We start from the raw sequence: 26,339 nt of genomic DNA, 5'->3' as shown, positions 1-26,339 counted from the left end.
GTGCGCTATTTGAAATCAACTAGATTTTATACCTCATCTAATCACTACTTAAATTAACAATATACTATTTCTTTTTTACAACACGTCATAATTTATTATAATACTATTTTAGGTATTATAGTATCATAGCTAGGGATATCATTATTTGTTATCGTTTCAAAAAAATTAGGTGTATATTTTTTATTCGTATAATTATCCTTTTTATCTGAAGTTTCATTAGGTATTGACGATTGATTAAAATAATTATCTAAATTTTGCGTAATATGTATATTAAGTTTTTCTATAGCTCCATTATTCATAACGCCTGTTGAATATAATATAAAACAATCAGGGCTATCTTTTAACAGTAGTGGTATTGATTGTTGTAATGCCATTTTCCCATATTGATGATCAGCAATGTTTGTAAAATTTACTAAGGTAAGCTCAGCATTATGTCGAGATAAATGTTCTGCTAACTGGTAGCATTGTTTACTATCCATTAGGTTTAAATGGATTTGTACAAAAAATAACTTGTTTACTGCCTCTTTACAGGACTGAAATCGCTTTTCATTATGCAAAAAATGATATTTTTCACCTAGAGATGGTATAGAATTGCCTATGCTACCAACCAATAATCCTTCTAGTAGATCTAAAGTTGCAATTGAAGGTAGCTGAGTATTAGTTAACCAAGGTAATTTTTCATTTTCAATTGGATTATTCTTTTTATAGCAAGCAATGAAGTCATAAGAGTCAACTGACTGTTTAAAACAAGTTAGCAAATGTTTATTATGTAAATGCAACCTAGGTTCAATATCAGCAAGTATAACTATGTCGGCACATTTAGCTAATTCAGGAAGAATAGAAAGAAAACGGGACTCACCAAATAGCATAGCCACTCTAATTTTCTCAGTATTTTTAGTATAATTCATATTTAAAGTAGTTAATATTGATTCATAATTATATTCATTCGAAAAAGGATAAAGATCAAATTGTTCACTTAACCCACAATTTATTAAAAATTCTTTTTGCAACAATGTTACAAGGCTTTCTAATTCTTTTTTCTCTTGCATTATATATCCATAGTTTTTACTTGTTTTAAACTACTTTAGACAATCACTAAAGGTATAAAATGGCGTATCTTAAGCAAAATGATTTTATAATGACAGAAAATTATTATAAAAATATAGTTCTTAAATATTCATTACCGATATAATAGCAAACCTACCAAGCATTTTTGTAACGGTAGTCAAAATAGCAACGACAAAAATTTCTTAATTTTAAGAAAATCTAAAATAACGCTATTAAAATTCAGTTAGCTCCGTTGCAAATAAGAATCAACTTAAATATTAAGCTGGTAAATAAAAATTCCAATTTAGTGGATGGGATAGTGCAACATTAGCGCTAATAGACTTTATATTATTGGCAATAACGCCTTATTAGTTACAATAGATTAATAATAAGCTTAACTTTTAAATAATAGCGTCTGCACAATTTCGCTATAAGACTTAGCGTTTCCATGGCTTAAACCATACCTTATTTCATTTAAATTAGTTAATGCTTCACATTGCTTTTGTGACAAGGAAGCATGCCCTTTATTTTCAACATAGCTTTTAATAATTCATAAGTAATTAATAAGTCAAGGTTCTTTTCCTTTGATGTATCTTCAAAACGTTGGCTATGTTCAGCAATTTTTATGTTAGTTACCTACTTTTAGTTTTAGATTTTATTTTGATTAAGAAAGGGGACTAAATCTTCAAGGCCATTGAGATCTTCTTTAGTGAAAATATGCCCTTGCCCCTGATTCTTAGCAAGTAGCTTTTCTTTAACTGCAAATAAGTTTAATCGTAGTAAAGAAGGTATATCCCCATTGCTAGGCAACCCTACTTCTCGACCATAGCAGGCCCGCTTAAGTGGATTTTTTTCAATCAATGCTAAATGACTAGCCTTCGTTAAGCTACTAACGTCGGTTTTCAGTACTTGTAGTACAAGATTACTTGCCAGCGCTTTAATGCCAATATCGCCAATCCGATTCCCGCTTAAGACAACTGTTGTTGCAGTTTTGTTATGTAGAGCAAAGTCTTTAGCCCCACTAGCGTCAATTAGATTCCTGCTTAAATCAACTGTCGTTACAGTTTTGTTATGCAGAGCAAAATCTTTAGCCCCAATATCGCCAATATGATTTCCGCTTAAATTAACTGTCGTTGCAATTGTATTATGCAAAGCAAAGTCTTTAGCCCCACTAGCGCCAATCTGATTCAAGCTTAAATCAACTGTCATTACAGTTTTATTATGTAGAGCAAAGTCTTTAGTCCCAATATCGCCAATCTGATTCAAGCTTAAATCAACTGTCGTTACGGTTTTATTATGTTGCGCAAAGTCTTTAGCCCCCAAAGCCCCAATCCGATTCCAGCTTAAAGCAACTGTCGTTGCGGTTTTATTATGCAGAGCAAAGTCTTTAGCCCCAGTATCGCCAATCTGATTCCCGCTTAAATCAACTGTTGTTACAATTGTATTATACAAAGCAAATTCTTTAGCCCCATTAGCACCAATCCTGTTCGTGCTTAAATTAACTTTCGTTGCGGTTGTATTATAAAAAGCAAAGTCTTTGGCTCCTACAGCACTAATCCCATTCCAGCTTAAATTAACTGTGGTTGCGGTTTTATTATGTCGTGCAAAGTATTTAGCCCCACTATCACCAATTAGATTCCTGCTTAAATCAACTGTGGTTGTGGTTGTATTATGCAAAGCAAAGTCTCTAGCGCCAATAGCACTAATTTGATTATTATTTAGATTAACACGCTTTATTTCAGGATGCTTATTAAGAAAATTAACAATATCTATAATATCTTTATCTTGAACACCTTTATTGCTTAAATTAAGTTCTTCAGAATTAGATAATAAAGATAATAACAATTCTTCTGTAAATTTTCTCATTAAAGATTCCAAAATAAATTTAAGTTGCTTGCTAATTTATCTATTAGGTCTTTAATTTGCAACGGTAATAAAAAATAAAATGATTAACAACATACGGCTATGAGGTAAAAAACAGGGTTTAGCAAGAAGGATCATCCGTATCGTAAAACGACCGCCTCAGAAATTAGAGTCAAGAAAAGCAGAGCTTTATATAGCTTCAGCATGCTATCTTAGCAATTATAAAAAAAGATTATTTAGGGTAATTGTTGACAATATAAAAATAACTTTCAGTCATTATACCGATAATAAAACATCATAAAAATTAAATTATTGTTTAATAACTTAAAGGCTATTTTTTAAACTATTTGTTTGCCAGAAGTTAATGCGCCTTCTTTTTTTTCAGCCTAATACAACGCATTTTATTGGGATTAAGTGAGTGTTAAGGCCCATGAATAAAACACGAGCCAATTTGTCAGTAGAGCTCCATTAGAAACCTGTAGGCATGCTAAGCCTACTAATATCTATCAAGTTTATTATCTAGGCGTTATTGATTAGTTTATCATAATATATCCTAAGATAAATTCCGTTGTTTCTCCTTCGCAATTAATATCTGTAGACGCAAAATGAGACTTGTACTTTTCAGGACTCCAACATCGATAAAGTGCAGTAGTATTAGGTAATTTATCCTTATATAACCAACCTAATGTACGCAAACGAGTGTAACCTGCTTTAGAACAAGTTCCATCAAGAGTAATGACATGATCAATGCCGCCCGACCAGCGGCTAACACATTCTTCTATTGCTAGTGTTTGTGGGGCATTGGTGCCAGTAAGTTTGCGAGACATAAGATAACCTAAGCGACCTAGATATTTAAAAAAGCCAGGTGTAGCTGCTGTTGTAGTCCAAAACTCATTTGGATTAGCAAGAGGATTAATCCAGCGACTTAATTCTATACCGACCTGGGGTATAGAACCATCCGTATTTGGTGTGTTTGTCGTGCTAATATTTACCTTTCGTTTAACAAGATAACGTGAACTAAAATTAGCACCTGGCTCTAAATACATATAAGTCATAATAAACTGGCCATTATTCCATACCCGCCCACCTTCCATAGCGGTTGCAGACAGATAAGCAAAAAGTTCAGTTGAATTTGGTTGACGATTCCAACTTGAATTATCACTAACAAGAATAGGGTCTAATAATTGTGCGAAATTTGTATAATCAGAGGAAAATGAAGCACGCACGCCTTCACTAGCATTAGGAAGGGATAAAAGCATTACATAGTTTTTTTCACGCCACACTGAGGCAGAACCAAATACCTTAAGCGCAGTGGCATTACCTCCTAAACCTGGCGAATTCCAATTACCATTATAATATTTATACCAGGGGCCTGCTGGATTAGTTTTTAAGGCTCTTGCAACTATCGTACGGTAATCACTATTACGTAATAAATATAAGTAATTGTATATATCTTTTCCTGGAACGACGTTACCATCACCCTCTCCAGTAATTTTTCCCGGAGTCGGTACGTCCATTCCTGTTATAATTTGTCCAGTTAAGCTCCACGTTTTGCCATTATCAGTAGACTCAACTAAATTCATGGATTTATGTGTGCTAGAATTGGTGCATGCGGTTTCGGCATGGGCAAAGCCTAATAAATGATTATTATTCCCTGCATCAATTAAAACGTCGTTAATCCAAAGTCCACAATCAGCATAGCCATTAGCAACTGGCCCAATAACAGGCGTTAGCTTACTTTTTTGACATAAAGGATCACTACCTGTCATCTTATAACTATAAGAATTAGCCGTGAAACATAAATAAGAATTATTAGTTAAGCGAATTGAATTAAATAAATTATCTATAATATTAGGTGCTGGCCCCAATGTTATAAAAGGCGCACCTACCCGTACCTTAATTGATTGGATATCAGAGTTAATATCGGCAAAAACTGAGGTTGATAAACATAATAAGAAAAAAATAAGCTTTTTTTTTATCATACACTTCCTTGCTAAAAATAAGTTATCGCACCAAGTTATATTTATTACCTCAAGTCTATAACAAGGTGTTAAATAGATATTAATTTACCCCTAAGCTATCTAAATTTTTATTTAATACTTTTTATTTAATAAAGGTATCGCAAAAATAATTAACCTTTACCAATAATAAAGTAACTTATAACAAACAAATCAAGTTAGTGAAAACTCACTAACTTGAGAATCTTTATAAAGAGGTAACCTAACAGTTATTAACAACTCCATTTGTCGAGCATTGCGATTTAGGCGTACTGCTATTGATAACAGTACCTATAGTGGGGCTGGCCATTGAAGGATCATTCGCTTGAGCAAAGACTTGGCTAGCACCCCCAGTGAAAATAATTTCACCATTAGAAGTCTTAACGCCAGTAGCTAAGCCACCTAGTGTATTTTCTGCGCTAATAAATGAATTGCTAATTTTTATAGTGCCTTCACCCGTATAATCAATTACACCAATGGCTTCATTATCAGAATTGCTCTTTACATAAATTTGAGAGTTACTGATAGTTGAATTAACGGAGTCAACAGCATGCGCTAAACCATTTGCTGTAGTATTGATTATACTATTGTTAATAATAGAATCTTTTCCTGTACTAATACCGAAAGTGTTATCAACTCCACTAACATTAACTAAGGAATAATTAACAACTGCATTATTAACAGCCAGGATACCGTTAGTGTAAGCATTACCATTAACATTGATTATAGAATGATTAACACTAGCATTATTAGCTGCGTAAATGCCGAACACGCCTCCAGAATTTTTATCTGTGTCATTAACTGTTATCTGAGAATTATTTACTCTTACATTAAAAGCAAAAGCGCCTGTTGAGCCGTTTAGGGTAGCTCCTCCGACATTAACTATAGAGTCATTCATATTAAGACTACCAATAGCAAGAATAGCATTATTTTGTTGAGTACCAGTTCCAGTTGATACTATATATGAATTATTTATTACTATATTACCATTATCTGAAACAACTGTGTCTACGTAACCCGTATAGTTTTCCTGACCAATTGCTAATATTTGTGATGAATTAATTAAAATATTGCTGTCCTTGTTATTACTATAGATTGAAAAAATTGCTGTATCAGCAGGACCACCACTTGCTGTTGTAATAACTTGTACATTATTTAAAGTTAAATTGGCTGCAGCACCTACTCCCATGACTGTATCATTGTAGGCATTAGTGATATTTTGAGGGATAATTTGATTAAAATTAATTACTCGAAGATTACTTAATTGGCCACTCCCGTTCCACCATAAGCCTCCTACGATATTAGGTAAATTATTATAGGATGCTGGATTAATAAAATCACCTGTACGTCCCCAAAGCGTTTGCCCATCCGCTAACTGAATAAAGCCATTATTTCCTGTACTAGGCAGCGTATAGGTGCCTGGTGCAAACCATAGTTGAGCTTGAGGAGCTATTGTTGCAATGCCATCCGTTAGGGTTTGGTCTAAGTTTAAGCATGGATTTTCCGCAGTACAATTTAATAAATTTACTGGCATGCCATGCCCTTGATAAGTTCCATTCGGACTAAAAAACCAAATATTATTGGTGATAACTTGAGTAGGTGAAGTAGGCTTAAAACTTTTACGAATAGGCGTTCCTAATCCTTCATATTGACGAGCTAGATGACGAATAATTGGTGCTTGCATACGATTAGATATAGGTTGTATTTGTCCATAATTAAATCCGTCAAAGCTAAAGCGTATCCCTACAGAAAATTTATTTTTATTTTGATTATCATAATTATCTTGAATAATAAGAGCTGCGTTTTCTCTCGCTAGTAATTCAATATTCGCTTCTACACCTGTAATTTCTTTAGCATGATTAAAATGAAAATAGTATACTCCCCCTCGTATCCACCCACCTTGATACCACGGAAAGTAATGACCTAACTCTGCTTCCACACCGGTCCCATATTCATCGGTTAGGGAAACAGGGGTATCAAAATAACTATGACCTTGAACATAATTGAAATGGTTGATATTTTGTGAGCTTTCAAAATTTATTTGTCTAATTTGACTTGCTAAGAGGTTTCGACGATAGGGTTGGCTTGCCTGACTTAAAGGAATATAACCTTGTATTCGTGCTTCATTATACTGACTAAGCAGTTCAATACCTGGATTAGCTATCCAAGCTTGGGTGCGATTAGCTGTTTTTTGATAATCAGCAAAAAAAAATCCACCTAAGGTAATGGGGTCTTGATTGAAGTTAGTGAGCTGTCGAAATCCTGTACCAATACTATAAACTGCATTTTTAGTATGAAAATCACCACTACCACCTAAAATGGAGCCATCTAGAAACCAGAGTTGACTATTGTTTCCTATTAAAGGCTGCATGCCATCAATAAAACCACTTATATGCTGGTTGCCAACTAATCCCTGGCCTGTAAATCTTGTTGGCCATAGAGCTGGGGCTATTGAAAAATTACTGTAGGTTACTTCTGAATACAAAGAAAAAATCGAAAGTGTCATTAAATTTAGACTTAAAATTACTTTTTTCATTTTAACTGCCTTGTTAAATAGCACTAATGCACTGATCAGTAAAAATCTAGTCCAATGCCATGAATATATTTAATATTTTGATTTCTTTACTACCAAATTTAGAGAAAGACTTATTAAGCTAAGTTAATAAGTCTTAATTGGAGATAATTTCAAAATTTACTATTAAAAATCAATTTATAATTTCTTTAGAGTGAAAACAAGAGACAAATTTATCACCACTTATTTTCACCAAATACAAATCATCCGTTAATATTATTAACGAACAAATTATAGTCTCCTGGGGGACCTACAAGAACTTGTGGCTGTCCTGCAGTATCAATATAAACTATCATAGGTACACCAATAATACCTGTATATTGCAAGAAAAATTGCTCATTTATATTAAGGCCTTGTACTGCTGACGGTGTAGGATTGGTAATTGCAGGTATACCACCGCCGCCAATATTTTCTGGTGTATTGACATTAAAATAATCTTCATTATACATCCAAGCGCCAACTGGAGTAGGTGGATAACCAGATCCAACAGGAACTCGACCATCTAAAATTGCCCACGCCTTACCTTGGGAACTATCACTGATAAAATGTGTCAAAATCCAATGGATAGAAATTTGATTACTATCAATATAAGGCTTTATATTCTGATAAAATTCATGACAAATAGGACAATTGGGCTCTACAAAAACGTAAGCTGTTTTTGTCGAATTTCCCTGTAGAAATGAATCTAATGAACCTAAGAGAGAATAAGGAAAATTAGCTGGAAATTGGCCAAGGCTACCATAGCTAGTACCTGGTAAATTATTAGCATACACACTAAATGTAGTTTGAAAACTCGGACCTGTGCCAATAGTTTGACCGCCTACAACAGCATAGCGTAGATCTTTATCAATAAAAATAATTTGATAGTTTGCAGTTTGATAAGCTAAGAGGTTACCAATATCATTTGAAAGAGTAGGATCACTTGAACTAAATGGAATCCTTGTCGAACTATTAATAAGGCGATTAATTTCATTCCCATCTGTTATGATTGTGCCACCAAGAATCATATATTCCCCTCTATCATTGGTTAAACCAGTTTGAGGTGGAAGGGTCAAATTTAAAGGAAAAGTTGCTGTAAAGCGCTGTAAATTAAATAAATAAGGCGTGGTGGTTACCAATGGCGTGGTGTGAAAAGTATGACCAAAAAATAAAAATACGCCAGTGCCTGCGCTACTTAAAGGCGTTAAATGCAGTAAGCTATTGGGACTAGGCTGTGAACATAAAAAAGCATCAGGTTGATTGTTACCAGGTCCTTTAGTTTTACAGATCACAGGCCCACCATGAACACCACTGGGAGGTAAATCACTGCCTTTTGCTTGTAAAGCTAAAGTGCATGATTGCCCAGGAGCAAGTATAAAAGGATTAGAGCAACTTCCTGCCACCATATTTTGCTGTACACCGATAATAGGCACCATGGTTAAAGTTCGTGTTATTTTTGTATTATTAGTTACTTTATAATTAATGTCTGTATTAAAATCTAACGGTACTTGTGTAGTAGTAGGCGTAAGCGGGATTATACTAAACGTTGGTATAGCAGCAGCTTGTAGAAATATACTATGTGTTATTAAAGGTAAAGCTATAATCCAAATTATAAATTTATTGATAAAATTCTTCATTGATTCTTTCCTTAGACTGTATAACTTAGTGAAAACTATAATTGATGAGTATAAAGCTTATTAAGTTGCAACCCTGTTCCAACGGCTTGTAAAAACGCACGACTTAATCTACTTCTCGCCAATCAGCAAATTTATAACCAACACCAACCTGCCAATTAGGATTAAGACTAGGATTAAGGTTGAAAGTATGCTGCTGTACTAAACATAACACTTAACACTAGCTTTTTTAATATTATCCATGCGTAATTCCTTTACATAATAAAATACACTTTAATTTATTCACCAATTTTCTAATTTAACTATTTAATAGTTAACGCTTAACAGATAATATTTAACTGTTAACCAATTAACTGTTATTGGTTAACAGTTAATTGGTAACAATAGTCATTATTAGTAAAAATAAATATTGAAGCAATATTTATTTTTAATTTAGTGATAATAACTAACAGTCAACGTTAAAAAATATTAAAAAAGGATAACTATTCATGAAGAAATTAATAATTAGTTTGTTTGCTTTGGGGGTATTCACCTCTCCCACATCCTTTGCTGAACGCTTAGAAATGCCTTCACCTGTACCTTGTAGCACCTGTTCAAGTCAAATTACTCAAGGTGAGCGATGGAATTATATTTTATCTGCTTCGCCAAAATTTTCTGTCTTAGCTAATGTCTATGATATTGATGGCTTTGATAACAGTGCTGCAACAGTGCAGAAAATACATAATCAAGGTAATAAAGCAATTTGCTATATTAGTGCAGGCACGTGGGAAAATTGGCGGCCAGATGCTAATCAATTCCCTGCTTCAGTTAAAGGAAAAGCAAATGGTTGGCCAGGAGAAAAATGGCTTGATATTCGTCAAACATCTATTCTACTGCCTATTATGCAAGCTCGAATTAATATGTGTAAAGAAAAAGGATTTGATGCAGTAGAATTTGATAATGTTGATGGCTATACCAATAAGACTGGTTTTCCTTTAAATAGCGCCAATCAAGCCTTTTATAATGCATCCTTAGCCAATATGGCGCATCGAGCTGGGCTTGCTGTGGGTTTAAAAAATGATATTGATCAAGTAACCCAATTAGTTCGTTATTTTGATTTTGCTATTAATGAGCAATGTTTTGAATATAATGAATGTGATACATTAAGTCCATTTATTAAAGCCAATAAAGCCGTGCTTAATGTTGAGTATAATTTAAGTACTAGCAAATTTTGTTCTAAAGCAAATTCCATGCGTTTTAGCTCTATTAAAAAAGATATGGAATTAACAGAAAAAGTCACTTTTTGTAACTAGATTTTCAGCCCTGATAACTATTTTATTACCAGGGCTTTCAGTTCTCATGTATTAAGTAGATATAAAAAATAATTACGTAAATGTATGAAAAATTATTATCAGAAAGCATATAAAATTAATTTGCTAATTTCTAAGGCCACTTTCTAACCTTAGAAATTAAATATGAACTTTAAAATAATCGAACACAACGTACACTAAATTGATAATATTTATTTGTATTAAATTGAATACTACCATTATTTGGTGCAAAGTATTGATCCCAAGCTTCAAGTTTAGGATTTCCCGAACTTTCTGTAGAGCTCCAGAAAGCACCCGATAGTAAATTAAGCCCAGAATTATCTACTAGATTAGTTTGAATATTCTGTAGTCTGGGTGGCATCATGCTACAGCCAGAGCCCACATTAGATTGGTCATAACCCATTTCGCAAATTGCTGGCAAATACCAATCAGAGTAATTATCAAAGGTACCTAAACACAGGCCTACTGCATATGAATTAGAACTTGTTGCACCCAAAGCGACTAATCCTGTATTTGAATTGGTTGTATAAAGATTATAAAGCGCTAGTATATTGGCACTATTACATTTGCCATCGACCGCACCATCGCAGGAAAAAAATGAGCTAGAGGAAGGAAAAGGATACGTAGTAGAATTAGAATATGTATTATTGTACGTTAACCTAGCATTATTATAACTTGTATTACTCGTTAAAATCTCGCTAATTTCTGGAATAATATCATAAGTAACATCAATAGGATCGGTGCCACCACTACCGCTACCTGTATTTCCATTCGAACTCCATACAACTCCATTCGGAAACAGAGGAACTCGGTTTGAGGTATTAACTACTTTTCCACCTACACTTGTCGTATTAGCTTTAGTATCATCAAAAGCAAAGACATAGCCACCTTGATAAATACAACCATAATTTAAGATAACGACATTGGTCGACACAGTAGCTGCGTTATCAGCGCTTATTTGAATGACATCAGGAATAGGCACTGTGCCATTTGAACAAGGATTGGTACCATCCGAGGTGGCTGTAGCGCCTGGGGTAATCGTAATCGTGCAACTGCTGCCCGCTGCCAATGTATTAGTACACGTTGTAGCACTCGAAGTCCCTGCGGGCCAGGTTGGTGTACTAACTGCTAAGTTAAACGCGGTATTACTGCCCGTGTTGGTAATGGTAATGAGACGCGCAAGTCCCGAAGAAGGCGTTCCATTAATTCCATACTCAGTTAGTCCAGTGACACTTAAGGCTAACTCACTGAGACTGGTCGTTAAAGTAACTGTATTGGTAACACAACTCACTACAATATTGGTAACAGCCGCCCCAGCCATAATCCCACTACCATTCGTGACGGTGCACGTTTGGCCAACGGGTTGGCTAGCAACCGTGACATTATAAGTCGCGCCTTGAGCTAGGGGTGTAGCAAAGGTAAATGATCCATTGCTATTAATCGCTAGATTATCACCGCCCTTGTCTTGCAAAACAACAGTGCCGGATAATCCAAATACCATACCACCTAGCGTATAGGATGCTGGGCCGCGGGTAATTGCTAAACGATGTAACGGATTAGGTTGATAACATTGATTGATATTGCCATGTTCACACACTATAGGCCCACCCATAATGTTGCCGTTTAAGGCGCTACCATGAACAATGAGAGTTAATAAGCATGATTGTTGATAGCCTAACACAAATATACTTGAACAATGGCCTGGGCTTAAGTCTTGAGTAATCCCAGGAATGTCTCGCATTACCAGCGTGTGTACGCGCTTAGATTGATTGGTCAGTTGATAACTAATGGTGGCAGTGTCATTAGCAGATACTGTCAGTTGCGTAGGCGTTAAGGGTGTAAATGTCCATAATGGGATGCCGGCATGAGCCAAAGTGAGAGAAACCATTCCTATTATTATAACTAAAATTTGAGCTACCCTGCATTTCTCCATTAATAAGTCCTTTAAATAAATGAGATTAATTAACACTCCATTTTATAAAAGTGATTAAACTTTAGCTTATATTGTATTTGTGTTTTGTCATTTTTTGCAACACGGCCAAAAACGTTTTTTTCAGCAAAACCAGAAAAATCTGTTGGCCATTTTAATATTTATAGTAATCCGAGAATTGAAACTAATAATATTCAAGCAAATTTAAAAACTAATATTGCGAAGCCTTAACTAAAATACTTACTTAAATAGAGAATCACTCTAACTAAATAAGAGGATTATTTTTAATACTCAATACTTCTTTCTACTTAGATTAACTTCTTTTTGGCGCTGCTGCAAAAACTGAAGGAGTCTTATAATCATTATATTTACCTGCAATAATGAGCTAAACAATCCCACTGATTTCCTTACTATCAATTTTTAAACCAATATTTGAAATTGAAAATAACAAATAATACAATATGATAAATTTTTAACTCATTCTAAACTAACTATGAATATGTTTGACATAGCTATGACTATGTTTGCACAACGACAGTTATTAAATTTCTGTCATAATAATGAACTTCGTTTAATACAGAAATCTATTACAGATGATCATTTACATGACATTATTCAATTTCTTAATGACCATCCTCATATCACTGCAGTTGATTTAAGCCAAAATGAAATTACTGATGTTGGGGCACAATATTTTGCAATACATAATAAAACCGTAACGACAGTTGATTTAAGCTGGAATCAGGTTGGCGATCTGGGGGCTAAAGACTTTGCACTACACAATAAAGTCGCAACGACGGTTCATCTAGGCAATAATAAGATTGGCGATCTGGGAGTTAAAGACTTTGCAGTATATAATAAAACCGCAATGACAGTTGATTTAAAATGGAATCAGATTAGCGATATTGGAGCTAAAGATTTTGCAATACATAATAAAACCGCAATGACGGTTAATTTAAGCGGGAATGAGCATATAAGTGACAAAGGTATTAAAGCGCTCGCAAGTAATATCATACTTCAAAAGATTGAAATTAATCATTCAACTAATGCAGGTCTTTTAGCTTTAAATGAAAAAGATCCACGCAAGCGTGCTTGCTATGGGAGAGAGGTGGGTATACCCAGCGAGGTTCCCTCGCTACTACGTTTAAGCTTGTTTAGTTTAAAAGGAAAGTTGATGAGTGATAATCCAGATCAACGAAAGGTTTTTAATAAAAATGATTTAAATGGTCTTGAAGACTTAATGCCACTGCTTAATCAAAATAAAATTTAAGTAGATAACAATGAATAATATTAAATGCTATTAATTTAGTATTAGACTTGACTCAAAAAACGACCCTTTCTTATATTTGTCGAAAGGAAGGAAGATTTTTATTACTTATTTCTTGAATTGCTTCACTTAGATGGCTAATGTCTTCAGGAAATTTTTGAAGCCCTATAAATAAAGAGATAAAATCCGTCCAACTGGGGAAAGCCCCTTTTGCACTAACGTAAAGAAGAGCTTGTTGAAAATTTTTATCAGTAATTTCTTTCTCACAAAGAGAAAACCTTGAATTAAATTTCTCAAAGGAATATTGGAACCTATCACAAAAATCTGGCCGAACATTCTCAAAAACCTTCAAGGCTTTCTCATCAAGCCTATACAAGCATGCTTTAAAAAAGTCATCGGGTGATAAAGAGCGCGGTAATTTATCCAAATTATTTTTTATACCTACTAGTATTTTTCTGGCCTCATATAAATCAGGATCTATTTTTTCGAAATAGTTAGTTAGAAAACTCAATCCGCTATTAGAGTTTCCCATAATTTTATCTAGTCCTTCTATCTCTTCAGCAATCTTAACGGACCAGTACTCACAAAAATAGTTAAATAAGTAAGGTTTAATTTTTTCATAAGTAATGGTTAAATCATTCCAACTAACATCACTACCATGATTAGGAATATTAAATATCTCATTTGGCATAAACAATGATGACTCATCAAAATCATAAATAGGACTATTAGCTTCAGGAATTAATACAAGAAAACGAGACAACTGCTCTATCATAGAGCTTAAGGCGCCAGGGCCTGAAGTTTGCAGAGTGGTAAGATATCTGGTATCTCCTCCTACTAAAAGATTCGGATTCCTCAGATTATTATTTCGATGAGCATCTAATAATCGACTTTTCTGATATAAATTTTTATAATTATTGAGTATTGTCTGCCGATACTCTCCGATAATAGTGCCTTTAGGAATACTAGCTATTAAGTCATTATTTAATCTATTTTGCCCACAATCATGAAAAGCAAAGCCAAATTTTAATTTAAAATCTTGAGGTATAGGCGCATTTGGAAACATATCTTTGGCATCGATATAGATTCCTCCATATTTGTATAAGATTTCTGCCCTTAGAATATCTGAGGCAGCAGCTAGATTACGATATTCGCCACTTATTTCATCATCAAAAAATTGTTTACCAGGCATTGCTAAGTAAAGTTCTTGCTCACCTACTAAATTATCCTTACTAGCTTCTTTTGGTAATGAAATATCGCAAATAATAACTTTATTTTCTTTAGCCCATTTAAGCAGTTTAGGAAGATCGTTTAACCTTTCGTCTTCTGTGTAGGTGCTTGAATCAATCCAAAGTCTTGCATCAAAAGTTGGGTTTTTTACTTTCCAGTCCCGAACATTATTTAAAACGTCGGATGAAGGTGGTTTGCCTAACCACACAGCGTGAATTGCATTTGGAATAGGTAAGAAGCCTGGCTGCATTAATCTACTCTTTAAAATCTTATTTTATAAGTATAGGCGAGAGACTATGAATAATTAGTAGAGCCCTATTTCTTTTTAACGCCTTAAGCAAGCCTGGATGAAACAACGTGAAACCCGGGTTTCGGCCCGCAGGCCTACACTCAGGCTACAGCTGCTGAAGTTATACCCTTTAGGTTCGTAACGCCGGTATAACTCTAACTTATGTATTCCTTTTGTTATCTGAAAAATTAACTGTTAAGTGATTTACGCTATGAATTGTTTCAACATAACAGCCACTTGTGCTACTTATTGGAACACCGGTTATAAAAGTAATTGTGTCAAAAGGACCTGTTGATGTCATACTACGTTTAGTATCAAGATAAAAATCACAACCAGAATTACCGTTAATGTAACGGAAGTGCTGCATACCTACCTCTGTTGGAACACTCAATACGACTGAGCCATAGGCTGGTATGAACTTGGCCTCTTTTGGGATTAAGTTTGAATTAGTTGTAATCTCCCTATTCGCTTGATTATTTAAACTAATGCGAACATAACCCTGATATTCATCGCTTGGACCAGCATTTATCATGGAAATATTTGCGTGGCTTAAACATGAAAATAGCACGCCTAGAATTAAATAATGAATTTTCATAATAATAGTCCTAAGTTAGTTTAGTTTCTAAATTTACTAGCATGATTATTTATTTTAATCATCTTGAAACGCTAAAATATCTCCTGGCTCACAACTTAAATACTTGCATATTGCGTTTAAAGTTGAAAAACGAATGGCTTTTGCTTTCCCTGTTTTTAATAACGATAAATTTTGCTCTGTAATACCGATAGCCTCTGCTAATTCTTTAGAACGAATTTTGCGCTTAGCAAGCATTACATCTAAATTGATAATGATTGACATGGTTGTTTCATCATACAGTAAGTTGGTGTTCTTCTTGAAGTTGATAAGCTTTCATCATAATCCAAGAATTAATTATAATTAAGAATGCCAAGAACATCATTTCAATACGATCAACACCAATTCCAACCTCTGTAAGAGAAGAAGTAATCAATTTATATAAAGGAATAAATAGTTGCTCAGCTAATAAAATGTAGCCAATATTGCGAATAAACTTCACGTTATAAAGGGTGAAAAAACTGTTTTTCTTATAGGAATCAAATAACCGAATAAGAAAAAATAAAATCAATAAATTTGCTAATGTGGATATTAATCCTATAGGAAAATTAACCCAAGGCTTTTCTAATTGAGTAATGCCCATATAAACTGCTAACCAACTAACGATAAATACCCCGCCTAGTAAAAAAGAACTGATTATAAAAATTGTTTTGAAAATTGAGCTTATACGTTGAATTTTATTCATAAATAAGTACCTTAAACATAAAAAATACAGTCTGTTAGTGGCAAATAATATATCATTAATTATCGTTTTTCAATAATTAATAAATAAATTATAATAAAAAATTATCATAGCAGCTTAGCAAACACATTCATTGCAAAAACACAGCAGCTAACACCTTAGGTTGTTATACTATGAGGTTAAAGCAATTTCTAGATAAGTTAGTGTTAACTAATCTAGACTTAACATTTAACCGCTTAAAACCTTTAACCACCGCCGAATTCTGTGATTACGTGCTACATGCTGAAGAAAACAATGCCTTAGAGCACACTAGAGCTCCTTCCTCAAGGGCTTTATCAAATACCTCATATTTCGATAATAATGAACTACCTCAAGAAACACTATTAACCCTGTTGAATAATATCATGGAAGAAGATGTTTATTTTCTTGCGAGCGTAGTTGATCTCTTTGAGGAGACTATTGAAGAATCACCCTATCTTGAACATGAAGACGCAGCCTTTAGCTCTACGAAAGAGGTTACTTTAGAGCAAGCAACATCCAGTGAAGACGTTGATGATTTAGAAACGTTAATCTCCTGGCCAGAGGACCTCCTTGCCCAAGATTCCACGGATGTGTCTTTTGAAGAAAGCCCAACAGTAAATCAAGATAGCGTACCTAGCGTTGAGGCTGAAGGAAGAAGTACACCATAGCATAAAAACGCTACTAATTCATCTTGAATTCAAAACCTGCCGACCTTTTTTAATTTGAAAGGTAAACGCTCTGTCCCGGAAGAAACTATGGAAGATGGCTTTAAGCAAGTATAGCAGACTAAAATAGCAAAATAATCGCTTAATTTTTTAACGCATAGGCATTACCACAATACCCTACTGATACTATAATTTTATTGCTGCAGCCTGCCTGTTAATTTAACCTTAATAATTAAATGCTACCCTCTGTGATCCAAAATATACCTAATTGTAATGTAGCATGACAAAAGTAACCCATCAAGACTTAATAATATTAGGCAAAACACTTGGTTATAACAATATAAATAAAGGGGTATGCCGGGGGTTTAGCTGCATGTGGGCGCAAGCTGTATTGGCCGGTGATGAAGCTAGTTTTTTTAACAGGCTTGAATTGATAGAGTCTTATCATCGCAACTTTGACCAATTAAAGCGAGACATTGACCAAGTTAAAGCACAGGTAAAAGCACGTGCCGTGCTTGGTGAACGCGCTAAAGCCTTACTGCAAATCCTTGCTTTTTTTGATGGCATAGCACTTTATTTAACTCCACCAAATTATAGAGACCTATTTTCCGGTCGTTATGTTTCTCAATTGAATTTAACCACCATTTATCCTACTACTCAGCCTGAACAACTTAAGCAGGCTGAACTTGAAGTCTTGCTTAATAAGCCCTTTGTGTTTAAATCATATGAATTAGCACTGTACTTAATAGAGATAGACAACTTATTAAGTCAGGCTCCTTTAAGATATCCAATCTTATTAGGTAATAATAATCATAGCGTTTGCCTAACGTATGACAAAGAAACAGATATGTGGGATTACCTCGATACCAATGATTTTGCGAGATACCCTTCCCATCCTCACTATATACGCAAGCTCAGTTGCGCCGAAACCGTTGCCAGTATCTTTAATTCTTTAGACGGCGATAGCCACGTGGCTTTAGAAATAACCTTGCTTACAGCAAGCAACCGTAAGTCAGTAACGCTAAAAGAAGAGCTTGCAAAGCTTGACAAGCAATACGACGTTATCTCACCGGAGTTAGCAATTCGATATAATAAATGGGGTACGGGCTTATTACACCTTGCATGTTACGGTGGCCACCAAACAATGGTGCAAACCTTGTTACAGTACCCAGAAACTGCAGTTAATCAAAAAGAAAGAAAAAATGGTACTACACCCCTTTATAGAGCTTGCCAAAATGGCCATCAAGAGATAGTTGACATCTTATTAAAATACGGGCAGATTGCAGTTAACCAAGCAGATAATAATGGTGTCACATCCCTTTATGGCGCTTGCTTCCATGGCCATAAAGGGACGGTAGAAATCTTATTAAAACACCAACAGATTGCAGTTAACCAAGCAGATAATAAGGGTAGCACACCCCTTCATGTCGCTTGCCAGAATGGCCATCAAGAGACGGTAGAGATCTTATTAAAACACCAACAGATTGCAGTTAATCAAGCAAATAATAAGGGTGTCACACCCCTTCATGTCGCTTGCCAGAATGGCCATCAAGGGACGGTAGAGATCTTATTAAAACACCAACAGATTGCAGTTAATCAAGCAGATAATGATGGTAGCACACCCCTTCATAGCGCTTGCCAGAATGGCCATCAAGGGATAATAGAGATCTTATTAAAACACCAACAGATTGCAGTTAATCAAGCAACTAATAAGGGTGTTACACCCCTTCATATCGCTTGCCTCCATGGCCATCAAGGGACGGTAGACATCTTATTAAAACACCAACAGATTGCAGTTAATCAGGCAGATAATAAGGGTATCACGCCCCTTTATAGCGCTTGCGAAAATGGCCATCAAGGGATGGTGGATGTCTTATTAAAACACCAACAGATTGCAGTTAATCAAGCAACTAATACGGGTGTTACACCCCTTCATATTGCTTGCGAAAATGGCCATGAAGAAACGGTAGACATCTTATTAAAACACCAACAGATTGCGGTTAATCAAGTAGATAATGATGGTAGCACACCCCTTCATGTCGCTTGCGAAAATGGCCATGAAGAAACGGTAGAAATCTTATTAAAACACCAACAGATTGCGGTTAATCAAGCAGATAATGATGGTAGCACACCCCTTCATATCGCTTGTATCATCGGCATTAAAGAAACGGTAGAGATCTTGTTAGGACACCAACAGATTGCGGTTAATCAAGCAGATAATAATGGTGCTACACCCCTACATATCGCTTGCGAAAATGGCTACCAAGAAACGGTGGATGTCTTATTAAAACACCAGCAGATTGCGGTTAATCAAGCAGATAATAATGGTGCTACACCCCTTCATATCGCTTGCCATAATGGAAGAGACACCATTGTTGATTTGCTAGTCAACCGTGAAGAAATAGTGGTTGATGCCATAAGATTTCATGGCTATACGCCACTACAAGTCGCTTGCTTATCACCTCATACGCATGACAAACCCACGATATTTCAATCATTATTAAATAAACATGCAAGCCTTACTCATCAAAATGAGTTTGGCCAGTGCGCCCTAGACATTGCCCTTGCACAAAACAATGCTGCAGCAATAACCACCTTATTAACCTTTATCTATAACCAGACACTTAATGTGGATTATCTGATGTCTAAGGCCTCTTTAAAAAGGGCTATTGAGTGGTCAAGGCAAACGTTGCCTGACGTTCATCACTACTTAGTGCAAAGCCAATTTAAACAACAAAACACCGCAGAGGGTAACCTGAAAAAACATAAAGTATCTCAAGAAAGTATTTTCTCGGTAAAGAAAAATAAGCTTAATAGTCCACTTGAACACTTAGAGCCGCCCAGACTTTTAAGATTTTAGAGATTGATTTAGCGTTAAAGGTCAAACCTAAGGGTTTTATAGTTACTAATCTCAATAAAGGACTGTTTCCGAGAATCTATATTTATTTATGCTATTGATGAACAAGGTAATATGTTTGATTTTTATCTATCTCATTAACCTAATAGCAAAACTGCAAAATAATTTTTAAAAAAGCCTCAGAAATAACTCCACCTTCGTGTTTTTAATTTTTTAATGGCGTCGTTGTAAGCTGGATTTTTATTGTTATTAATGACACCAATACCGCAGGTCAGATTGTTCCTTATTAAATTTTTTTAGAAACCATTTCGCGGCTTGGCCCTACATCAATGGGACAAGTAAAAATCAATGGTATTAGCACCTTCATCCATTTAAGGACTTAAAGTCATGAGTATGTTTTGAAAAAGATAATTTAATATTGGGATGCAGGCTAAGCAAAAGAAGTCTCTTTAACAATCAGTTAGTTCACGGTTACAGCTGAAATCTATCCTAAGTTTATGTTTATGCGACTTTCATAGCGTTTACAACGATACCTAAAATTTACATTTAAATTATATTATAAACAAATTGTATATTTTTATACCAAACCATGTTACTATGGAATTAGTTTTATGATGACATGGTTTAATAGATGAAAGCAAAAATAGTTTATATCAAAGATACCTTAGCAGAAAAATATGGCGCTGATTTAGGTATTTATAAAGAAACGATACAAAAATTTTGTGACCACGCTAGTATCAGTGGCCTTAACTTTGAAAAACTACATGGCAGTCGTCATGCGCCAGCCCAATACAGCATTCGCCATGATAAAGTGCAACGCCTTATATTAAGTTCGGTTAAAAACGGACAAGGTGAACAAGTTTGGGTAGTCACCGATATACTTGAAAAACATGAGTATGACCAGCTTAAGTTTGAAAAAAAATCAGATGACTTTTTGCTGGTAGATGTCGATGTGGAAGAAGAGATAACGGATAGCAAAACTGGCAAAGAAGAGCGCACAGCTGTCGAGATAGTCATCACTGATGGTCTAGAATATTTAGAAGGCCGTTATATTTTGCTTGATGATATACAAGCAGGCCTAAAGGCTGCCTCACTACCCTTAATTATCAGGGGGGCACCGGGCTCGGGCAAATCAAGTACGCTGTTGGCAATCATTAAACATCAAATTTTGCAATGGGCAGCGCAAGCTACTCAAGCGAAACCACCTACCTTCTTAATTATTGCTCAGTCCCCTTTTTTAGTGGCGCAGTTACAGAAAGAGTGGGCAGCAATGAGTGAGCATGAGTTTAAAGACTTAAAAATTGACCCTAACGTTGTGACCTTTCAAACACCGGAAATGCTCTATCAAGCCGCACATCCGGGCGACGCGTTTGTTTTCCAAGGCGGGGCGGAGTTTAGCACTTGGTATAATGACTATGCGGTTAGATATAATAAGTCAAAAGCTCAGAATGAGCCTTTACTACCTATTGCTTCTAAAAAGACTAAAACTAATCAAGATATCACCCATTTAATTTATCAAGAATTTTATACGATGTCAGGTTATGAGACCTATGCCGACTATTGTACCCAAGTGGGCGATAAGTTTTCACTCTTTAGCGAGCCTAACTTGCGCAGTAAATTATGGACTGTTTTTAATGATTATAAGGCGTTCCTCAATAAAAATGGTTACCTTGATTTAGCTTTTATCCCCCTGGCTATCACTGAAGACTACACTTTTTTAGGGGTGGATGAATCGCCCGATTTATCACGCCTGCAATTGCGCTCTGTAGTTTATGCTAAAGAGCGTCTGAACCCTAATGTTATCTTTTGTGTAGGCGACCATCAACGTTTGTTTGGTACTGAAAAAACGCTGCCTTTTTTACGCTCCCTTTATTGGGAGAGTGGGCAAAAAGAGGTTACTGAGGTCTGTTTAACGGCAAGTTATCGCTGTGCTCGGGCTGTTGTGACGCTCGCTAACGCAATTATTGACACCAAATACCAAGTAATAGGACACGCATTTAAAGATAAAAATGAACTGGCCACTATCAGCGCTGTTGAAACTACTGACGCCGGCAGCCGGCAGCCTGCAGTGGCTTGAAACGGAAAAAGACATCGATGGTATCAGGCACACTTATCAAGAAGACGTTAACTTTATCGTGATTACTAGTCCTGATAACCTAGCAGAGGCCATTGCCTTATTCGGTGCCAGTCGGGTTTTTACGACCGAACAAATGAAAGGGTTGCAAGCACCCACTGTCTTATTATACCGCTTTTTTGAGCAACCGGGATTTAACGCGGTTAGTAAGAACATGGATAATTCATCTCGTGTAGCTGATGATAATCAACGTCTTTGTCATAGCAACACCTTTAACGATCTTTTCGTGGCTTCTACCCGTGCCCAAACGACCTTAATGATTTATCAACCACCTAATCGAGCGCTAGCCGCCATCACTGACCCTTTAAAGCACGTGGTCCTGGAGACAACACAAAAGCAGAGCGCCCCAGTTAAGCCTGCCGCACCTGTTGTTTCTTCAAAAGCAGCGTGGCTTGAACAAGCGCAAGTATTGCGCACTCAAGGCAACCTTTTACAAGCACAAGCCATTGAAGCGCAATGGGGTGAGTCGCTTGCGACATCAACGCCTCCAAATCAAGCGGTCGCTACCAAGCCTGCAGCCTCCATTAAAGCCACTAAAACTAATAAAAGAACTAAAACTAAAAAAAAGAACAAAAAAAACGCTTCTATGTCGGGTTTAGCTGCGCTCGCTGAAGAGGCTGAGAAACAAAGCCCCCTAGTTGTTTCTTCCGAAGAAGAGCAGCTCGATAGGCTGTGTTCAGCTATTCTTAACGGCCAAAAAACAGCTTTAGAGGCACTGTTAAACTTTCCCTTTACAACCCTTAAAACCTATAGTGAGCTCACCCCAAACCAATGCCTTGCTAAAAATCTACCCGCTGTTACGCTGTTTACTTATCTCACGAAACAACAGCAACAAACTCTAAACTTGCCAGCGCCCTTTTTAGCGCTGCTAGTAGACTATGCCCGCCACCTGCATAATAGGGTAGCGATAAAACAAGATGCCTTTATTGCTCTCCTAAACTATCGCCCTACACCTACCACGGTACCATTAGCCCTCCCCCTCTTAAGAGCATTGAATAAAGAAGAAAACGCCTATGATATTATTAAAAACTACAAGCAACAACGACGCAATAAATTAAGTCTCCTCTTAAGCGAAGGACAATTAAGCGCTCTGGCTATATTAATGCAATTAGATCTTATTAATATACCCGACCACGATGGTAATACCCCACTTCATATCGCGGCGGCATGTGGACATAGTGACATGGTGCAACTGCTGCTCGCTAACGGTGTCGATACCAATGTAGTAAACAATGAAGGTATAACACCCTTGCATGTGGCTGCATACAAGGGACATATAAATATTGTTCAAATGCTTCTAAACACAGGTACCGATCTCAATGTTGCAAATCAAACAGGTGATACGCCACTTCATTTGGCTGCAGCAGAAGGACATGAGGAAATTGTCAAAATGCTCCTTGCTAAAGATATCGATGTTAATGTTAGCAATAAAAAAAATGCAACACCACTTCTTTGGGCTGTAAAAAATGGACATGTAAATATTGTTCAAATGCTCCTAAACAAAGGGGCGAACCCCAATATTGCAATTCAGGGCGGTATGACACCCTTGCATGTGGCTGCAGAAGCAGGACAGGATGAAATTGTCAAGATGCTGCTCCTTGCTAAAGATATCGACATTAATGTTAGCAATGAAAAAAATGTAACACCACTTTTTTGGGCTATAGAAAATGGACATGTAAATATTGTTCAAATGCTCCTAAACAAAGGTGCGAACCCCAATATTGCATTTCAGGGCAGTGTAACACCTTTACATTGGGCTGCAATAAAAGGACATGTAGATATTGTTCAAATGTTGCTAGACAATGGCGCCGATCCCACTGTTGCGACCCCAAAGGGTGCTACACCACTTCATTTCGCTGCAGAAGCAGGACATGATGAAATTGTCAAAATGTTCCTTGCTAAAGATATCGATGTTAATGTTAGCAGTGAAGAAAACGTAACACCACTTTTTTTAGCTGCACAAAATGGACATGAAAGTACTGTGCAAAGGCTTCTAAACAACGGTGCCGATCCCACTATTGCAAATCAAGCAGGTGATACCCCACTCCATCTCGCTGCAAAAAAAGGACATATAAATATTGTTCAAATACTTCTTGATAAAGACGCTAATCCCAATGTTGCAAATCAAGCAGGTGAAACACCCCTTTCTTTAGCTGAACAAGAGAAAAATAAAAAAATTATTCAAATGCTTCTTGCCAGGAATTCTAATGCTAATTCTACAATTAAAGAAAGTACTGTGCCACTTCATCTTACTGAGAAAAAAGAGGCTAATGATATTGATAAAACGAGCGCCGTACACAATAAAGGGCTTACTGATAATGTACATTCCTTTTATGGTATTAGTAAAAAACCCAAGCAATCAAGTCAAGAACAGCAGCGAAATACAGCTAGTAATAAAGCTGGATAAAACATAGCGCTTGAAATAAATGCTATCAAAAATAGTTAAGGTTGTCTTTTTGTTTCATAATTATAATATATACTACGACATCTTACTAACATGACAGCTAACAAATTGAAGCATTTACTTTTAGCAAATGACATAAATGTTAACAAGGAAACTTTATTAGCTCACTTATCAATTATCTTTTAGAACATTTATGACTTATATCAACTCTTAAATATCTATAGAAATAACTCCTAAAAATCTTAAAAGTAATTATAATGAAATTCCAACTTATGTCGAAATACCACTAGTTCGACAATCCGATAGTGTAGAATGACTTCATCATGAAAGTGACGCCATCTAAAGGCAGTAGGTTTTGTTGATTGCATCTTATTAAGTGCTTAATTTGGATAAAGTCAATTTAACTTATAAACTAATATCCATTTTTGCAACACCATCTAAAAAAACTATAATAAGGTTAAATTAATTCAAAAAAATAGGCCAATAAATACCATAATAATTTCGCCCAATAATTTTTTAGTACACCCTCAACATTTAAATCACATTCTTTATATCAGCTGACGACTATAAGTTTTCATTAATCAATAAATCTTGCAAATAAAGCTACCATTAATCCTTGCGATAGTTAAAACAAATAGAATCAATAAAATTAATTGATTTTATTAATCAAAAAATATTTTTTATTATTAGAGCATATAGATAAATTAATAAACAAGCGGTATGAATTATGAGAAGTAAAATTATATATGCTTATCAAAAAGCTTTAGATAACTATATAAATAGAGCTGAGCGTGGGTATAAAATGGGATTATTTTCTTATTTTAGACATAGCTTTTCTAAAACCCCTAAAATTGCTTACCTGGAAAGTCAATTAATAACAAGTTTAAATGACGAGGATACTTTAACTATTATTATTAATCATCTGTTATCTAAGTCGGCTACTTTTAATAATCACTCTTTTAATAGTTACTTAATCGACGCGCTAAAAGAGTCATTACCCGCAATAGACTGGAATTGTTTTACGCCTAATGCCATTAAAAAGTATCAAGGCGTAATCTATAGAGGAACGAGCCAACCACCTGAAAAACTATTTAATATAGGAATACATGAACTCAAATTTTCAGATAAAATAGAAGATTATTTAAAATTTAGAAATGGTAGTGTAGGTATTTCAACCTCTAAAGACTTTGAGTGTGCGCTTGAATATGCCAATAATAGTAACCGCTCTGGCCGTCAAAGATACATTTATAGTATAAATTATAGAGGTAATGAAGGTTATGATGTCCTTGAAACCGGAAAAGCACGAGGCTTAAGTTTTCATTCTTTATTTCATAAAAATCGCTTTTTAGGTTGGAAAAAACGTGAAGTTAATATTAAAACGAGTATCGATAATACCGATATTATTGGTGCTTGGAGTATATCAAAAGGATTGTTAACCTGGATTGATAATCCTAACTATCAATTAAATAAAAATACAAACAGTGTCGTTGCAAAAATGGGTAGTTATCAGGTATAAAAATCAATCTAGACTAGTTAATTTTTCTTTGATTCATTATGTAATGTAAGAAAACAATCCTATTAGAATGACAAAATGATTGAGAAAAAATTTTAGTTTGTCCTAAAGCCTTAATATATATCCTTTTTAAGATGCTAGGAAGCCCTAATAAATGAGTTTGGCTCTTCTCTTCACCTAATCGATTACCTTTTAGAGGCTCATCATGATAGTCTGGTATTTTTCGAACTTGATAAACACCTAATTATTCTATTGAATCAATCCAAATTATATATTCTGGTATTTTTTGTAAATCTTTTTGAGCCTGTTTAGAA

17 protein-coding genes are annotated in these 26,339 nt (G+C 35.3%); 7 read left to right on the top strand and 10 right to left on the bottom strand.

Going from position 1 to position 26,339, the window contains the following annotated elements; translation table 11 throughout:
• Positions 1–95 precede the first annotated feature (95 nt).
• From ACNVED_RS04030 to ACNVED_RS04010, 5 genes are all read right to left on the bottom strand, one after another.
• Positions 96–1,049, bottom strand: coding sequence for a hypothetical protein (locus ACNVED_RS04030; protein ID WP_419420476.1), 954 nt, complete (start codon positions 1,047–1,049; stop codon positions 96–98).
• 646 nt (positions 1,050–1,695) lie between these two features.
• Entirely contained in the window at positions 1,696–2,913 is a 1,218-nt protein-coding gene (locus tag ACNVED_RS04025; protein WP_419420475.1) for a hypothetical protein, read from the bottom strand.
• A gap of 530 nt (positions 2,914–3,443) precedes the next feature.
• A complete protein-coding gene (locus ACNVED_RS04020; protein ID WP_419420474.1) occupies positions 3,444–4,892 on the bottom strand; it encodes a hypothetical protein in 1,449 nt (482 codons plus the stop codon).
• Between the two features lie 238 nt (positions 4,893–5,130).
• A complete protein-coding gene (locus ACNVED_RS04015) occupies positions 5,131–7,443 on the bottom strand; it encodes a hypothetical protein (RefSeq protein WP_419420473.1) in 2,313 nt (770 codons plus the stop codon).
• A 239-nt stretch (positions 7,444–7,682) separates the two neighbouring features.
• Complete coding sequence (locus ACNVED_RS04010) at positions 7,683–9,095, bottom strand: hypothetical protein (RefSeq protein ID WP_419420472.1); 1,413 nt, start codon at positions 9,093–9,095, stop codon at positions 7,683–7,685.
• Positions 9,096–9,580: 485 nt separating this feature from the next.
• Here ACNVED_RS04010 and ACNVED_RS04005 point away from each other — a divergent pair, with 485 nt between their 5' ends.
• Positions 9,581–10,384: an endo alpha-1,4 polygalactosaminidase gene (locus tag ACNVED_RS04005; protein WP_419420471.1), complete on the top strand. Its 804-nt coding sequence runs from the start codon at positions 9,581–9,583 to the stop codon at positions 10,382–10,384.
• A gap of 169 nt (positions 10,385–10,553) precedes the next feature.
• Here ACNVED_RS04005 and ACNVED_RS04000 read toward each other — a convergent pair whose 3' ends face one another.
• A complete protein-coding gene (locus ACNVED_RS04000) occupies positions 10,554–12,335 on the bottom strand; it encodes a hypothetical protein (protein ID WP_419420470.1) in 1,782 nt (593 codons plus the stop codon).
• A 511-nt stretch (positions 12,336–12,846) separates the two neighbouring features.
• Here ACNVED_RS04000 and ACNVED_RS03995 point away from each other — a divergent pair.
• A complete protein-coding gene (locus ACNVED_RS03995) occupies positions 12,847–13,602 on the top strand; it encodes a hypothetical protein (protein ID WP_419420469.1) in 756 nt (251 codons plus the stop codon).
• Positions 13,603–13,672: 70 nt separating this feature from the next.
• Here the strand turns inward: ACNVED_RS03995 and ACNVED_RS03990 are convergent, their stop codons facing one another.
• The 4 genes from ACNVED_RS03990 to ACNVED_RS03975 form a co-directional block, all read right to left on the bottom strand.
• Positions 13,673–15,079, bottom strand: a complete 1,407-nt coding sequence (locus ACNVED_RS03990) for a TcdA/TcdB catalytic glycosyltransferase domain-containing protein (RefSeq protein WP_419420468.1) — start codon at positions 15,077–15,079, stop codon at positions 13,673–13,675.
• A gap of 199 nt (positions 15,080–15,278) precedes the next feature.
• A complete protein-coding gene (locus ACNVED_RS03985; RefSeq protein ID WP_419420467.1) occupies positions 15,279–15,713 on the bottom strand; it encodes a hypothetical protein in 435 nt (144 codons plus the stop codon).
• 54 nt (positions 15,714–15,767) lie between these two features.
• Positions 15,768–15,974: a helix-turn-helix domain-containing protein gene (locus tag ACNVED_RS03980; RefSeq protein WP_419420466.1), complete on the bottom strand. Its 207-nt coding sequence runs from the start codon at positions 15,972–15,974 to the stop codon at positions 15,768–15,770.
• Between the two features lie 10 nt (positions 15,975–15,984).
• The gene (locus tag ACNVED_RS03975) at positions 15,985–16,434 is read right to left on the bottom strand and encodes a DUF2975 domain-containing protein (protein WP_419420465.1); all 450 of its coding nucleotides are present in this window, start codon (positions 16,432–16,434) and stop codon (positions 15,985–15,987) included.
• Between the two features lie 170 nt (positions 16,435–16,604).
• Between ACNVED_RS03975 and ACNVED_RS03970 the strand changes: the two genes are divergently transcribed.
• The 5 genes from ACNVED_RS03970 to ACNVED_RS03950 all read left to right on the top strand — a co-directional run bounded on the left by ACNVED_RS03970 (position 16,605) and on the right by ACNVED_RS03950 (position 26,028).
• Positions 16,605–17,120 carry a hypothetical protein gene (locus tag ACNVED_RS03970; protein ID WP_419420464.1) on the top strand — a complete coding sequence of 172 codons (516 nt, stop codon included), beginning with the start codon at positions 16,605–16,607 and terminating at the stop codon, positions 17,118–17,120.
• A 277-nt stretch (positions 17,121–17,397) separates the two neighbouring features.
• Positions 17,398–19,977, top strand: a complete 2,580-nt coding sequence (locus tag ACNVED_RS03965) for an ankyrin repeat domain-containing protein (RefSeq protein WP_419420463.1) — start codon at positions 17,398–17,400, stop codon at positions 19,975–19,977.
• Positions 19,978–20,605: 628 nt separating this feature from the next.
• Positions 20,606–22,051 carry a hypothetical protein gene (locus ACNVED_RS03960; protein ID WP_419420462.1) on the top strand — a complete coding sequence of 482 codons (1,446 nt, stop codon included), beginning with the start codon at positions 20,606–20,608 and terminating at the stop codon, positions 22,049–22,051.
• Positions 21,984–24,515: an ankyrin repeat domain-containing protein gene (locus tag ACNVED_RS03955; protein ID WP_419420461.1), complete on the top strand. Its 2,532-nt coding sequence runs from the start codon at positions 21,984–21,986 to the stop codon at positions 24,513–24,515. Before ACNVED_RS03960 ends, ACNVED_RS03955 begins: the two co-directional genes overlap by 68 nt.
• A gap of 724 nt (positions 24,516–25,239) precedes the next feature.
• Complete coding sequence (locus tag ACNVED_RS03950; protein ID WP_419420460.1) at positions 25,240–26,028, top strand: hypothetical protein; 789 nt, start codon at positions 25,240–25,242, stop codon at positions 26,026–26,028.
• Positions 26,029–26,339 lie beyond the last annotated feature (311 nt).

The sequence above is a fragment of the Legionella sp. D16C41 genome, from assembly GCF_048541585.1.
GTDB lineage: Bacteria > Pseudomonadota > Gammaproteobacteria > Legionellales > Legionellaceae > Legionella_C.
Note: the sequence above shows the minus strand (reverse complement) of the source record. Positions and strands in the feature narration are given on the sequence as shown.

Coding starts and splice junctions, on each gene's coding strand:
- ACNVED_RS04030 (WP_419420476.1), bottom strand. CDS start 1,049: ATGCAAGAGAAAAAAGAATTAGAAAGCCTTGTAACATTGTTGCAAAAA.
- ACNVED_RS04025 (WP_419420475.1), bottom strand. CDS start 2,913: ATGAGAAAATTTACAGAAGAATTGTTATTATCTTTATTATCTAATTCT.
- ACNVED_RS04020 (WP_419420474.1), bottom strand. CDS start 4,892: ATGATAAAAAAAAAGCTTATTTTTTTCTTATTATGTTTATCAACCTCA.
- ACNVED_RS04015 (WP_419420473.1), bottom strand. CDS start 7,443: ATGAAAAAAGTAATTTTAAGTCTAAATTTAATGACACTTTCGATTTTT.
- ACNVED_RS04010 (WP_419420472.1), bottom strand. CDS start 9,095: ATGAAGAATTTTATCAATAAATTTATAATTTGGATTATAGCTTTACCT.
- ACNVED_RS04005 (WP_419420471.1), top strand. CDS start 9,581: ATGAAGAAATTAATAATTAGTTTGTTTGCTTTGGGGGTATTCACCTCT.
- ACNVED_RS04000 (WP_419420470.1), bottom strand. CDS start 12,335: ATGGAGAAATGCAGGGTAGCTCAAATTTTAGTTATAATAATAGGAATG.
- ACNVED_RS03995 (WP_419420469.1), top strand. CDS start 12,847: ATGACTATGTTTGCACAACGACAGTTATTAAATTTCTGTCATAATAAT.
- ACNVED_RS03990 (WP_419420468.1), bottom strand. CDS start 15,079: ATGCAGCCAGGCTTCTTACCTATTCCAAATGCAATTCACGCTGTGTGG.
- ACNVED_RS03985 (WP_419420467.1), bottom strand. CDS start 15,713: ATGAAAATTCATTATTTAATTCTAGGCGTGCTATTTTCATGTTTAAGC.
- ACNVED_RS03980 (WP_419420466.1), bottom strand. CDS start 15,974: ATGTCAATCATTATCAATTTAGATGTAATGCTTGCTAAGCGCAAAATT.
- ACNVED_RS03975 (WP_419420465.1), bottom strand. CDS start 16,434: ATGAATAAAATTCAACGTATAAGCTCAATTTTCAAAACAATTTTTATA.
- ACNVED_RS03970 (WP_419420464.1), top strand. CDS start 16,605: ATGAGGTTAAAGCAATTTCTAGATAAGTTAGTGTTAACTAATCTAGAC.
- ACNVED_RS03965 (WP_419420463.1), top strand. CDS start 17,398: ATGACAAAAGTAACCCATCAAGACTTAATAATATTAGGCAAAACACTT.
- ACNVED_RS03960 (WP_419420462.1), top strand. CDS start 20,606: ATGAAAGCAAAAATAGTTTATATCAAAGATACCTTAGCAGAAAAATAT.
- ACNVED_RS03955 (WP_419420461.1), top strand. CDS start 21,984: ATGAACTGGCCACTATCAGCGCTGTTGAAACTACTGACGCCGGCAGCC.
- ACNVED_RS03950 (WP_419420460.1), top strand. CDS start 25,240: ATGAGAAGTAAAATTATATATGCTTATCAAAAAGCTTTAGATAACTAT.